Source organism: Bacillus cereus group sp. BfR-BA-01382 (assembly GCF_022663475.1).
In the GTDB taxonomy this organism is placed as follows: Bacteria; Bacillota; Bacilli; order Bacillales; family Bacillaceae_G; genus Bacillus_A; species Bacillus_A thuringiensis_S.
Genome location: NZ_JAKUFQ010000063.1, coordinates 1 through 13,809, shown reverse-complemented (window position 1 = coordinate 13,809; position 13,809 = coordinate 1). Strand labels below are relative to the sequence as shown.

The window sequence follows — 13,809 nt, the reverse complement described above, 5'->3', positions numbered from 1 at the left end:
CACTACTATCTCTTTATTTTGAAACAGATTTAACGTACTCTTGTACAAATGCTAAAGCTTCTTCGACTTGAGCTGGGTTTTTACCACCTGCTTGTGCCATATCAGGACGGCCACCACCGCCACCGCCGCAACGAGAAGCTACTTCTTTCACAAGTTTACCAGCATGGTAACCTTGGCTAATTAAGTCTTTCGTTACACCTGCTAGGATGTTTACTTTATCGTCATTAACAGACGCTAATACAACAACTGCTGACTCTAATTTATTTTTTAGATCATCCATCATCGTACGTAAGTTGTTCATATCTGCAACATTTACTTTCGCTGCTAATACATTCACACCATCAACTGTCATTACAGAATCAGTTAAGTTTCCAGCTTCAATATTGCTTAATTTCGCAGCAAGAGATTCGTTTTCTTTTTGAAGTTGTTTCACTTCAGCAAATAGACCATCAACTCTTGTTAAAATATCTTTCGGATTTGTTTTCATTTTTCCTGCTGCTTCTTTTAATAAACCTACTTGATCGTTCATTAATTCGTATGCAGACTTACCAGTTACCGCCTCAATACGACGAGTTCCTGCACCGATACCAGACTCAGCAACGATTTTGAAAATACCGATAGAAGCTGTATTATCAACGTGACAACCACCGCAAAGCTCTAAGCTGTAATCGCCAACTTGTACAACGCGTACAACATCACCGTATTTTTCACCGAATAATGCCATTGCGCCCATTTCTTTTGCTTCTCCGATTGATTTTTGAGAAATCTCAACGTTAATACTTTCCCAAATTTTCTCGTTTACCATACGCTCAATTTTTTCTAATTCGTCAGCTTGCACTTGACCGAAGTGAGAGAAGTCAAAGCGTAGACGCTCAGAAGTTACAAGAGAACCTGCTTGATTAACATGCGTTCCAAGTACGTCTTTTAATGCTTGGTGTAGTAAGTGAGTTGCTGTATGATTTTTCACAACGCTACTACGGTTTTTCGTATCGATAACAGCTTTCACAGCTGCATCTTTCGTTAACGTGCCTTCTTCCACAGCTACTTTGTGTAAGTTTTGACCATTTGGTGCTTTTTGTACGTCTTTTACAAGAACTTTCACGCCGTCAGCAAGAAGGTAACCACGGTCAGCAATTTGTCCACCGCTCTCAGCGTAGAATGGTGTTACGTCAAGAATTAACTGTCCTTCTTCCCCTGCTTGTAAGCTATCTGTGTACTCACCGTTTTTCACAAGTGCAACAACGTTACTTTCCGTTGCAACTGTACCGTAACCAACGAACTCACTCGCTACTTTAACTTCTCCAAGTACACCGCCTTGAACTTGCATTGAGTCAACGTCTTGACGAGCAGCACGTGCACGCTCACGTTGTTTTTCCATTTCATTTTCGAAGCCTTCTTGGTCAACTGTCATACCAGCTTCTTCTGCATATTCTTCTGTTAATTCGATTGGGAAACCGTATGTGTCATATAGACGGAACGCATCTACTCCAGAAATAACAGTTGTTTTTTCTTCTTTTGCTTTTGCAATAACTTCAGCTAAAATTGCTTCACCATCATGAAGTGTTTCATGGAAACGCTCTTCTTCATTTTTCACAACTTTCGCAATGAAATCTTTCTTTTCAAGTACTTCTGGATAGAAGTCTTTCATTACTTCTCCAACAACCGGTACCAATTCAAACATGAATGGACGGTTAATGTTTAATTTCTTCGAATAACGAACAGCGCGGCGTAATAAGCGACGTAATACATAACCACGACCTTCGTTAGATGGAAGAGCACCGTCACCAACAGCGAATGTTACTGTACGGATATGGTCAGCAATTACTTTGAATGCCATATCTTTTTCTAAATCGCCATTACGATATTTCTCACCAGAAATTGATTCTGTTGCACCAATCATCGGCATGAATAGGTCTGTATCAAAGTTTGTAGGCACATCTTGAACGATAGATGTCATACGTTCTAGACCCATCCCTGTATCAATGTTTTTCTTAGGAAGTGGTGTATATGAACCGTCTGGATTATGGTTAAATTGAGAGAATACAAGGTTCCATACTTCTAAGTAACGCTCGTTTTCTCCGCCTGGATATAATTCTGGGTCACTAAAGTCATTACCGTAAGCTTCCCCGCGGTCATAGAAAATCTCTGTATTCGGTCCACTTGGTCCTTCACCAATATCCCAGAAGTTTTCTTCTAAGCGGATAATACGCTCTTTTGGAACGCCCATTTTTTCATTCCAAATTGTGAATGCTTCTTCATCTTCTGGATGGATTGTAACTGATAGTAATTCTTTATCGAATCCGATCCATTTGTCGCTCGTTAAGAATTCCCAAGCCCATGTAATTGCTTCTTCTTTGAAGTAATCACCGATTGAGAAGTTTCCTAACATTTCAAAGAATGTATGGTGACGAGCTGTTTTCCCTACGTTTTCAATATCGTTTGTACGAATTGATTTTTGAGCATTTGTAATACGTGGATTTTGTGGGATTACACGTCCATCAAAATATTTTTTTAATGTAGCTACACCACTATTAATCCATAGAAGAGATGGATCTTCATGTGGAACTAGTGATGCACTAGGTTCTACTGCATGTCCTTTTTCTTGGAAAAAGTCTAAAAACATTTGACGAATTTGTGCGCCTGTTAGTTGTTTCATTGTATTTTCCTCCTTAAATATAAAAAACTCCCGTCCCTATAAAAGGGACGAGAGTTAACTCGCGATACCACCCTAATTATGAATTGATTACAATAACAATCAATTCATCACCTCATGGTGCCGTAACGTGGCAAGACGGCAGTGATTAGCTGCTCTCAGGATTAGCTTTCTGTTACCCTTCATTTAAAGCTTCTTTCAGCCATATGGAAGCTTCTCTCTATAAATGGACTGTAACGTACTTGTTCCGTCATTGATTTAATGTATTATATGACTAAATATAATAGAATTCTCTTAAGTTTGTCAATGTAGATAATCATTTATATTGTATTAATTGCTTATTTATCATAGGTATTCTACTATTCATTCTTAACAGCCTTTTCATATATTATGCGTTTATTAACAAATCGGAATCTCCTTACAAGAATAATTTATAAAAAATTATAAATATTACCTTTTTTGCTATAATTAAATTATTGTTAATAAAATAAAGGAGCGATCACAATGACAACCTTACTTAGCAAAGCTAAAAACATATTAGCGACTAACGAAACAATATTACTTTACGCAGCATGTTCATTAGACATATTTATTTATCGTTCCGTCGCGAGACCAGGCCTATTGATTTTAACGAACAAAAGGCTATTCTTTTATGGACCAGATGTAAGTAACAATCCAATATTTGAAGAGTACTCTTTCGCAAAAATTTCTAATCTAAAAGAACAAAAGCGTCTTTTCAACAATCAAATTGTATTTATGTATGATAACGAATGGAAAAAAATAAAACATATTCAAACAAATGATGTGAGCTCCCTCGCTCAAAAGATACACGAGCAGATTTCTAAATAAATATACGATTAGCCCTCTATTTCTTACATAGAGGGCTTCTATACTTACACATCTTCTTTTTTCAAGAGAGGCTTCACATGAACAATGACGGTGCGAATAACTGCTAAGATGGGAACCGATATTAGTAACCCTACAATACCAGCTACTTCCCCTCCAACTAGTAATGCAAGCATAATAATAACGGGATGCATACGAAGTGACTTACCAACAATGTAAGGCGATAAAATGTTACTTTCCACAAATTGCAAAATAGCAATCGTAATACCCGCCTTAATAAGTAGGCTCGTTGATACTGTTGCTGCAATCATTAACGTCGGGATCGCTCCTAAAATAGGGCCGAAGTACGGGATTATATCCGTTACCCCAATAATAATACCAAGCAATAATGGATATTTCATACCGATAAACCAAAAAGAAAGAGCTGATACTCCCCCTAATACCAAACAAACAAATAACTGTCCTCGAATATAACTTCCAAGTGACTTATCAATTTCTTTCGCAAGCATTTGCCCCGTACCTCGCCATTTACTTGGGACTAGTTTCCAAAAGATATGATAAAACTCACCATAATCTTTTAATATGTAAAATACAATGAACGGTATTAAGAAAATAATGAGCAATGAATCGAGTACACCACGAGCTGTACTCATCACTTTATTTAAAAGCGCTTGAATCTTCGTTTCCACACCCACAAAAAGTTGTTTCACCTTTTCATGAATGAACGAAGGGAAATTCGCTGTTTGTTCTGTAACGCCATCCATCCACGAATCGTACATCTTTGTAAACTGCGGAAATTGTTCATTAATCTCTTGTAACTGTTTAATAACGACTGGCGTTCCTTTATAAATCCCATAACCAATTCCGCCAAAGAAAAGGATATAAATAAGCAAAATGGCAAGTGTACGGGGCATCCCTTCCTTATGGATTTTTTCAATTAAAGGATGCAATAAATACGCAATAAAACAAGCGATAAAAAATGGCGTGATTGCTACTTTAAATACAAAAATAATCGGTGCCCATAGTGGCTTAATTTTTAAAAAGACGAGCAAACAAAGAAAAACAAGTAATAATAATCCTAAACGATATATCCAAATGATTTTAAGATTCTTCACATGAAAAACCTCCTCCACCTTTATTTTGAAAATAAATGGGGTAGGTTATGTGCGAAACTTTTAAAATCTTTTCATACGGACCATACTGTTTTTTAAAGACGTACATATAAATAACATAACAAGGACAACCACCCCTGAGAATACAGCATGAATTAATATAATCAGGAGGGCTAATTATGGTTTTGTTTATGCTTGGATTATCAGCACTTTTTATGATTCTTGAATGGATTTGTATCGGGTTTGGTATTTGGAAGGGGTTCTTTATTCGTTCCTCACGTAAAGAAAAAGCGAAGCAATTATGGCAGTATGGAATACTCGGCGTTGGCTGCTACGGTCTATCTTATCTTTTCTCAGAAATCGGACTTTTTTATTTGCATATGAGCGCATAAAAAAACTCCCTCGTCAATAAGGGAGTTTTTCACTTTATCGAAATGATTATAAGTAAGACTTAATCATCTTACGTGCTTTTTTCATATTGCGTTTTGAAAATACATCTTGCTTACGAGCATATTGATATGCTGCAGCTCCAACACCTAATGCGATTAATGAATTGCGTAGATTCAAAGTAAATCCCCCTTTTCGTTATCCGATCGTTCTTTCATTCTCATCAAATAAATCATCAAGAGAGCTTAATGAACCATCTTCCTCAACTTGATGCGTATGGATTTTCCCCTTTGAAACCGATAATTCGATATAACAATTCCAGCAATAAAATTGGTTGACACCTATTTTTCCAATGTCTTTCCCTTTGCAATTTGGACAAATGAACATATGGCTTTCATCTCCTTACAGACTCCCAGATTCTATTCGCCATTATGTCCAAACTGCATTCGTTTATACATCGCTGGAGCCTTTCAACGCTATGCGTTTGAAAGTTTCACTATATAATTTCACCTTGTTACATGAAATCATACGGTGAAATGTTTTCCACGTCCATTTCTTCGCCATTAACTGTGACCATCTGTACTTCTCCTTGTGATTCCTGCAAGCGACTAGCCAAAGTTGTTTGACGCATTGCATCATCAAGGCGATTTACACCGGATTTGAAAGCTGCTTCCTCCCCGCAAATAATAAGGAACTTCTTACTTCTTGTAATGCCCGTGTAAATTAAATTACGACGTAACATACGATTGTAACTTTTCACGATCGGCATAATAACAATCGGAAATTCACTACCTTGTGATTTATGAATGGAACAACAATATGCATGCGTAATTTGATTTAAATCGGGCTTTGTATACGTTACCTCAATTCCATCAAATGAAACGATAATCATATCTTGTTGCTCAACGTTTTCTTTCGCATAAAACACCGAAACAATTTCTCCAATATCACCATTAAACACCTGGCTCTCTGGCTGATTAACGAGTTGCAGTACTTTATCGCCTCTTCGGTATACAACATCACCGTAAGCAATTTCTTTACTCTTTTCCCTCTTCGGATTAAATACTTGTTGCAATGCTTCGTTTAATACATTAATACCAGCAGGCCCGCGGTACATCGGCGCTAATACTTGGACATCCCTTGCACTAAATCCTTTTGTTTTAGCATTTTCGCAAACTTTTTTCACAACCTCAACAATTTGAGCCCCTGTACAGCTGATAAATGAACGATCTTTTTTATTTTGTGCTAAATCTGGCGGGAGCGTGCCGTCTTTGATTGCATGGGCAAGTTGAATAACAGATGAGCCTTCTGCTTGACGATAAATTTCAGTAAGCTTCACTGTCGGAACTGCGCCTGCATTTAATAAATCTTTTAATACTTGTCCAGGTCCTACAGATGGCAACTGATCTTCATCACCTACAACGATAACTTGAATGTTCGTCGGTAGCGACTTAAATAGCTGATTCGCAAGCCAAATATCAACCATTGAAAATTCATCAATAATAAGGAGCTTACCTTGGACAGGATCCGTTTCATTACGCTGGAAAGATCCTTCTGGCGTCCAGCCAAGCAAACGGTGAATTGTGCAAGCTGGAAGTCCTGTCGATTCACTCATCCGCTTCGCTGCTCTTCCTGTTGGAGCTGTTAATAGTATTGGAAATGGATTATCATCACTGTATTCATTCGGATTTAACGATAATCCGTGAAGTGACGCATACATTTCAACAATCCCTTTAATAACAGTTGTTTTCCCCGTTCCTGGTCCACCTGTTAATAACATCATTGGCTTATGAAGTGCCGTTTGAATCGCTTCTTGCTGAAACGGTGCATACTGCACGTTTAACTGTTCTTCAATTTCACCTAATGTTTTTAACACTTCTGCTTCAGGAAATGAAGGTGTTTCCTCTTGATTCATCAATCGACGAATAGACTTTACAACACCTTTTTCAGAGTAGAATAAAGTTGCTAAATACACTCGTTCTTCTTCTATGATGACTTTCCCTTCACTTTGCATCGTTTCAATACAACCTATAATATCTTCCTCAGTCACTCTTCCTTCTTGATTGTTTAAAAGTGACATCGTTTCTCTTACAAGTTGATCTTTCCTCATATAAACGTGACCAAGTTGCAATGAGACATTCTCTAATGTGTAAAAACATCCCGCTCGTACACGGTCGTCGTGATTACCCGATATTCCTAACGCACGCCCTATATCATCCGCTCGTCCAAAACCAATCCCGTCCACTTCTTCAATAAGTTGATACGGATTATTACGAATCACTTCTAATGTCATCTCTTTATATTGCTGGTAAATCTTAATAGAAAGTTTCGTTCCAAAACCGTAACCATTTAAAAAGCTCATTACTTTCTCTAATCCTTGATGTTCAACAATTGTCTCATATATTTCCTGAGCCTTTTGTTTGTTAACAACACCATTTAACGCCTCAGGGTCATCCATAATTTTAGAAATAGCATGTTCCCCGAGATGATCCACAATTTTTTCCGCTGTACGCTTTCCTATCCCTTTAAATAAATCACTCGCTAAATATTGCACCATACCTGCTTTTGTTTGCGGCAATTCTTTTTTAAATGTTTCAACCATATATTGTTTTCCATACTTTGGATGGTCCTTAAAGTGACCTGTCAATGTAAACACTTCATCTTCATGCATGCGGGGAAAATGACCGTTTATCATTACTTTCTTTTCGTCATATGTTTCATTCGTTTCAATGACTTTCATACTGACAACGGAATAGAGGTTTTCTTCGTTGTGGAAAATGGTATGAAGAACTTGCGCTTTTATAAACTTTTTCTCTTCCTCAAACAAATCCATTGCATGTTGATTTCCCATCTTTCCTCTCCTTTCCGATATTTTCACTTTAATGAGCAGTACATCCCCCACCTCTTTAGATGAGGGATAACTACCCATTAAACTATATTTTTATCTTATTCAGCTTCTTGCTCTAATAAACGAACGCCATTACCCGCTAAAAAGTGATCTGGCTGAATTTCAGTTGCTTTCTTAAATAAAGCGAGAGCCTTCTCATTATTTTCCTCAAATACGTACGCAACACCTAAATTGTAATACGCATCTGCATGCTCTTCATCCATTTCTAATACCTTTTCAAAATAAGGTTTCGCCTCTTGAATGTGTTCTAGTCGAGCGAAGCAAAGTCCGCACTGGAATACAGCTTCCACATCGTTTTCATCTAATTCTGTTGCTCTTTGTAAGAATGGTAGTGCAAGACGATCATTTCCAAGCTGTACATGTGTGATACCTAACATAAATGTTACATCAGCTGATTGTAATCCAGCTTGCATTGCTTGTTCAAATACAGCTTTCGCCTCAGTAAATTGCTCTTGGCCATAATATACATTTCCTAAACCATAATAGGCAGCTGCAGATTTATCATCTAACTCTAGTGCACGTTTATAAAATAAAATCGCTCGTTCGCTATCACCTAATACGTCTAATAAATTTGCAAAATTAATGTATCCAAGCGCATCTTTTGGATTTTCTTCGATTGCTTCTGTAAAATTTTTAGCTGCTTCTTCCCAATTTCCTTCTTGCATATATTGAATACCTGTTTCAAGTTTGTTTGACATGTCCTTCACCTCTACAACAAATTATAACAAAGAATGTATTTTCCAAGCGAACGAAAATTCGCTTTATGTAAAAGAAACCTCTAACCGCTAATCGGCAGAGGCTTCTCATTTATCCTAAATAATCCAATTTCTTACCACTACGGTATACTTCATCAATTGTAGCACCGCCTAAGCACTCATCTCCATCATAGAACACAACTGCTTGTCCTGGTGTAATTGCACGAATTGGCTCATCACAAAGAATACGAACTGTATTTTCATCAACGATTTGAACCGTTACTTTATTGTCTTCTTGACGATAACGGAATTTCGCCGTGCACTTAAATTCTGTTTCTTTTACTTTGTTACTTACCCATCCTACATTCGTAGCAATAACTTCATCACCATATAGAAGTTCGTTATGGAATCCTTGATCAACATATAAAATGTTTTCTTTCAAGTTTTTCCCAACAGCAAACCACGGATCACCGTTACCACCAATTCCAAGTCCATGACGTTGTCCAATTGTATAGTACATTAAACCGTCATGCTTTCCTTTCACTTCACCAGATAATGTTTGCATTACACCTGGTTGCGCTGGTAAGTAGTTACTTAAGAAATCTTTAAAGTTACGCTCACCAATGAAGCAAATACCTGTACTATCTTTTTTCGCCGCTGTCGCTAAGCCAGCTTCTTTCGCCATTTCACGAATTTGCGGTTTCTTTAATTCACCTAACGGGAACATTGTTTTTGATAATTGCTCTTGGCTTAATTGATTTAAGAAGTATGTTTGATCTTTATTGTCATCAACGCCGCGAAGCATTTTATATTCGCCGTCCATATAAGCAACGCGTGCATAATGGCCTGTTGCTACATAATCAGCACCAAGCGCAATTGCATGCTCTAAAAATGCTTTAAATTTAATTTCTTTATTACACATTACATCTGGATTTGGTGTACGACCAGCTCGGTACTCATCTAAGAAGTACGTAAATACTTTATCCCAGTATTGTTTTTCAAAGTTTACTGCATAATACGGAATACCGATTTGGTTACACACTTCAATTACATCATTGTAATCTTCAGTTGCTGTGCAGACACCATTCTCATCTGTATCATCCCAGTTTTTCATAAAAATTCCGATTACATCATAACCTTGCTCTTTTAATAAAAGTGCTGCTACAGATGAATCGACGCCACCGGACATTCCGATGACAACGCGTGTTTCGTGAGGTAGTTTGTTCATCATGTCACCTCCCATGCTAATTTTGTGTTAATCGCTTCACGATTTTCACTGTTTCGTACGCCGCTTTTTCAATTTGCTCTTTCGTATTTCCAAGCCCAAAACTAAAGCGTACGGATGAACGTATTTGATCGGAGTCTTTTCCAAACATCGCTACTAATACATGTGATGGATCAATCGAACCAGCTGTACAAGCAGAACCACTTGATACTGCAATGCCAGCTAGGTCTAAGTTCACAAGAAACGGTTCAATGTTCATTCCTGTAAAACTTACATTAAGCACATGCGGTAAGCGATGTTCTAAGTTTCCGTTTACCTCGAAAGTAATGCCTTCATTTTTGAAGACAGATACCATTATATCTTTAAACTCTTCATATTGGGCATTTTTTTGCTCACGAGTTTTTTCAGCAATAAGAATTGCATGCTGAAGCCCAGCAATACTAGGCACATTTTCCGTACCAGCACGGCGTTTTCTTTCTTGCTCTCCGCCTATTAATAACGGCTCAAATTTCACATTTGCACCAGCGTATAAGAACCCTACACCTTTTGGTCCGTTAATTTTATGGGCTGAAATGGATAATAAATCAATACCAAACTCTTTCACATCAATTTCTACCAAACCATAAGCTTGTACCGCATCTGTATGGAAATAAGCTTGATGCTCCTTTAGTAGCTTTCCTATTTCTACAATTGGTTGCATTGTCCCTACTTCATTATTCCCAAACATAACAGATACAAGAATCGTCTCTTCGGTTAATGCCTTTTGTATGTCAGAAACTTGAATGCGCCCTGTTTCATCGACAGGTAAATATGTCACTTCAAACCCTTCACGCTCTAACAATTCGCACGTATGCAAAATCGCATGATGTTCAATTTGCGTCGTTATAATGTGATTACCTTTATGACGGTTCGCACGTGCTACACCTATAAGCGCTAAATTATCAGCTTCTGTACCACCGCTCGTAAATATAATTTCATTCGGATTCGCATGAATACTGCGTGCACACACTCGTCTCGCCTCATCTACTGTGTGACGAGTTTGACGTCCATAAAAGTGAATACTAGACGGGTTCCCGAATATTTCTGTCATATATGGAATCATCTTTTCGACCACTTCTGGGTGAGTCGGAGATGTCGCAGCATGATCTAAGTAAATGCGTTCCATTAAATCTCCTTCTTTCCAAATCGTTTCACAAGGAATTAAATGTAAAACATATAGCCCCCGTGATTTTCTTCCTCATAACGTACTAAATCTTCTAACGTTGTACTATCTAACACTTCTTGCACCGCATCACGAACACGCATCCATAACTGGCGCTGTGCTGGCTCTTCTTCTTCTATCATTTCTACAACACTAATCGGTCCCTCTAATACACGGATCACATCCCCAGCTGTAATGTTAGCTGGTTGATCAGATAATACATATCCGCCATATGCACCTCGCGTACTCTTCACAAGACGAGCGTTACGAAGTGGTGAAATTAATTGCTCTAAGTAATGCTCCGATAAGTCATGCGCCTGCGCAATTGATTTTAATGAAATCGGACCTTCACCAAACTTTTTTGCAAGATCGATCATAATTGTTAAGCCATAGCGGCCCTTTGTTGAAATCTTCATCTATTTTGCACCTCTTTTCAAATTTTCACTTCTATTGGTTATATCTTATTTATAAAAAGAACACAATTTAAAATCCTATGAAATTATAGCATAATATAGTATTATAAGAAATTTCAACTTGTGTATCAAAATGATAACATAAAATCACATTGAAAAACTCGGGAATTATTACAATTGAAAGAAAAATGAAAATATTCATCTTCATTTTTCCCATAAAACAGCATACTATTTCAAATTCCATAGAAAAAAATGATACGATAGAACGAGATTATATGTTAAGGGAGACGGTCTAAATGAAACAACCACTCGCACATCGAATGCGCCCTACAAATATTCAAGAAATTATTGGGCAACAGCATTTAGTTGGTGAAGGAAAGATTTTATGGCGAATGGTCCAAGCAAATCATTTTCAATCTATGATTTTATACGGTCCTCCAGGTACAGGAAAAACATCCATTGCCAGTGCAATTGCAGGAAGTACCGGTACCCCGTTTCGTCTATTAAACGCTGTTACTCACAATAAAAAAGATATGGAAGTTGTCGTACAAGAAGCGAAGATGCATCGACACCTCGTTTTAATTTTAGATGAAGTTCACCGTCTAGATAAAGCAAAGCAAGACTTTCTATTACCTCATTTAGAAAGCGGACTTCTTACTTTAATTGGTGCAACGACAAGTAATCCATTCCATGCAATAAACTCCGCTATTCGAAGCAGATGTCAAATTTTCGAATTACACGCACTAACAGAAGATGATATTTTAATTGGGTTAAAAAGAGCTTTAGAAGATAAAGAAAAAGGCCTTGGAGAATATGCTGTAACGATAACAGATGAAGCACTACATCACTTTACAAACGCCTCTGGTGGTGATATGCGTTCCGCTTATAACGCACTTGAGCTTGCTGTATTATCCAGCTTTACTACAGACGATCAAGCGGCTGAAATCACACTCGAGATTGCAGAAGAATGCTTACAAAAGAAGAGCTTCGTTCACGACAAAGGCGGCGATGCTCATTATGACGTATTATCAGCATTTCAAAAATCAGTGCGCGGAAGTGATGTAAATGCAGCGCTCCATTATTTAGCACGCCTTATTGAAGCAGGTGATTTACAAAGTATTGGCAGACGCCTTCTTATTATGGCTTATGAAGATATTGGACTTGCTAGCCCACAAGCTGGACCGCGTACACTAGCTGCAATTGAATCAGCTGAACGAGTCGGATTCCCAGAAGCACGCATCCCACTTGCAAATGCCGTTATCGAGCTATGCTTATCACCAAAATCAAATTCAGCTTATAAAGCACTCGATGCAGCACTACATGATTTACGTAACGATCAAACAGGTGATATTCCAAGCCATTTAAAAGATAGTCATTACAAAGGCGCAGAATCACTTGGAAGAGGCATTGGATATTTATATCCACACGACCATCCAAACGGCTGGGTAAGGCAACAATACTTACCTGATAAAATAAAAAACAAGCAATATTATAAACCGAAAACGACAGGAAAATTTGAGCAAGCACTTTCTACTGTTTATGAAAGATTACAAACTTCGAATAAAACGAAAAATAAAGGGTAACATAAACGAAAACGTCACCATTATGGAGGCTTCGCTTATGAAAACACGTCAAGATGCATGGACAAAAGAAGATGATCTCCTTTTAGCAGAAACTGTTTTACGACATATTCGCAGCGGAAGTACACAAATAAAAGCATTTGATGAAGTCGGCGATGCGTTGAACCGCACTTCAGCAGCTTGTGGCTTTAGATGGAATGCTGAAGTACGAGCGAATTACGAAGATGCAGTGCAGATTGCAAAAAAACAACGTAAAGAATTAAAACGTTCTGAAGCTAAAATAGAAAAAGATCAGTTCACGAAAACGAAACAACTCGTAATCGATGCTGAGTTTTCAGAAGATATTACGCCAAGTAAACAGGAACTTACAATGCAAAATGTCATCTCATTTTTGCAAAACATGGAACATAATAACCCTTCAATCGCAAAGTTGCAAACTGAAAATGATGTATTACAAAATCAGCTCACTTCCCTACAAAAAACGAATAATGAACTTGAAGCAAAATTAGCGGTACTCACAAAAAAACAACAAGCAATCGAAGAAGATTACGCGATGCTTGTTAGAATTATGGATCGTGCTCGAAAACTTGTTTCAGTCGAAGAGCAAGAAGATCAAATTGCCCCGATTTTCAAAACCGATCAAAACGGGAATTTAGATATTATTTATTCTGCAGAGAATTAAAAACAAGGATGTCACTTAGTTAAAAAAGTGACATCCTTGTTTGTTTTCGGTGAACCATATATATCGGTAATTGAAATTATATCAACGATTTTTCAAATATATCTATC

13 protein-coding genes and 1 other annotated feature are annotated in these 13,809 nt (G+C 37.6%); of the genes, 4 read left to right on the top strand and 9 right to left on the bottom strand.

Features of this window, described 5'->3' with window-relative positions:
* Positions 1-13 precede the first annotated feature (13 nt).
* Positions 14-2,656: an alanine--tRNA ligase gene (alaS, locus tag MR160_RS21815; protein ID WP_000811809.1), complete on the bottom strand. Its 2,643-nt coding sequence runs from the start codon at positions 2,654-2,656 to the stop codon at positions 14-16.
* A 40-nt stretch (positions 2,657-2,696) separates the two neighbouring features.
* Positions 2,697-2,916 (bottom strand) — a binding site (T-box leader).
* A 241-nt stretch (positions 2,917-3,157) separates the two neighbouring features.
* On the opposite strand from alaS, the gene MR160_RS21810 reads away from it, so the two are divergent.
* Positions 3,158-3,502: a PH domain-containing protein gene (locus MR160_RS21810; RefSeq protein ID WP_242298054.1), complete on the top strand. Its 345-nt coding sequence runs from the start codon at positions 3,158-3,160 to the stop codon at positions 3,500-3,502.
* 44 nt (positions 3,503-3,546) lie between these two features.
* On the opposite strand, the gene MR160_RS21805 is transcribed toward MR160_RS21810, so the two are convergent.
* Positions 3,547-4,614, bottom strand: coding sequence for an AI-2E family transporter (locus MR160_RS21805; protein WP_017763612.1), 1,068 nt, complete (start codon positions 4,612-4,614; stop codon positions 3,547-3,549).
* 176 nt (positions 4,615-4,790) lie between these two features.
* Here MR160_RS21805 and MR160_RS21800 point away from each other — a divergent pair, with 176 nt between their 5' ends.
* Positions 4,791-5,003, top strand: a complete 213-nt coding sequence (locus MR160_RS21800; protein ID WP_000242539.1) for a hypothetical protein — start codon at positions 4,791-4,793, stop codon at positions 5,001-5,003.
* Positions 5,004-5,049: 46 nt separating this feature from the next.
* Here the strand turns inward: MR160_RS21800 and MR160_RS21795 are convergent, their stop codons facing one another.
* The 7 genes from MR160_RS21795 to cymR form a co-directional block, all read right to left on the bottom strand.
* Positions 5,050-5,178: a YrzQ family protein gene (locus MR160_RS21795; RefSeq protein WP_001053553.1), complete on the bottom strand. Its 129-nt coding sequence runs from the start codon at positions 5,176-5,178 to the stop codon at positions 5,050-5,052.
* 18 nt (positions 5,179-5,196) lie between these two features.
* Entirely contained in the window at positions 5,197-5,385 is a 189-nt protein-coding gene (locus tag MR160_RS21790; protein ID WP_000469281.1) for a hypothetical protein, read from the bottom strand.
* 127 nt (positions 5,386-5,512) lie between these two features.
* Complete coding sequence (gene recD2, locus MR160_RS21785; protein WP_000528079.1) at positions 5,513-7,849, bottom strand: SF1B family DNA helicase RecD2; 2,337 nt, start codon at positions 7,847-7,849, stop codon at positions 5,513-5,515.
* A gap of 95 nt (positions 7,850-7,944) precedes the next feature.
* Positions 7,945-8,604 carry a tetratricopeptide repeat protein gene (locus tag MR160_RS21780; RefSeq protein ID WP_000066406.1) on the bottom strand — a complete coding sequence of 220 codons (660 nt, stop codon included), beginning with the start codon at positions 8,602-8,604 and terminating at the stop codon, positions 7,945-7,947.
* A gap of 109 nt (positions 8,605-8,713) precedes the next feature.
* Entirely contained in the window at positions 8,714-9,829 is a 1,116-nt protein-coding gene (gene mnmA, locus MR160_RS21775; protein WP_001038011.1) for a tRNA 2-thiouridine(34) synthase MnmA, read from the bottom strand.
* Positions 9,830-9,845: 16 nt separating this feature from the next.
* Entirely contained in the window at positions 9,846-10,991 is a 1,146-nt protein-coding gene (locus tag MR160_RS21770; protein ID WP_000439891.1) for a cysteine desulfurase family protein, read from the bottom strand.
* 35 nt (positions 10,992-11,026) lie between these two features.
* Positions 11,027-11,443: a cysteine metabolism transcriptional regulator CymR gene (gene cymR / locus MR160_RS21765; protein ID WP_000704116.1), complete on the bottom strand. Its 417-nt coding sequence runs from the start codon at positions 11,441-11,443 to the stop codon at positions 11,027-11,029.
* Between the two features lie 293 nt (positions 11,444-11,736).
* Here cymR and MR160_RS21760 point away from each other — a divergent pair, with 293 nt between their 5' ends.
* Both MR160_RS21760 and MR160_RS21755 read left to right on the top strand, forming a co-directional pair.
* Positions 11,737-13,023 carry a replication-associated recombination protein A gene (locus MR160_RS21760; RefSeq protein ID WP_000812913.1) on the top strand — a complete coding sequence of 429 codons (1,287 nt, stop codon included), beginning with the start codon at positions 11,737-11,739 and terminating at the stop codon, positions 13,021-13,023.
* 37 nt (positions 13,024-13,060) lie between these two features.
* Positions 13,061-13,702: an RsfA family transcriptional regulator gene (locus tag MR160_RS21755; protein WP_000857697.1), complete on the top strand. Its 642-nt coding sequence runs from the start codon at positions 13,061-13,063 to the stop codon at positions 13,700-13,702.
* Positions 13,703-13,809: the final 107 nt, after the last annotated feature.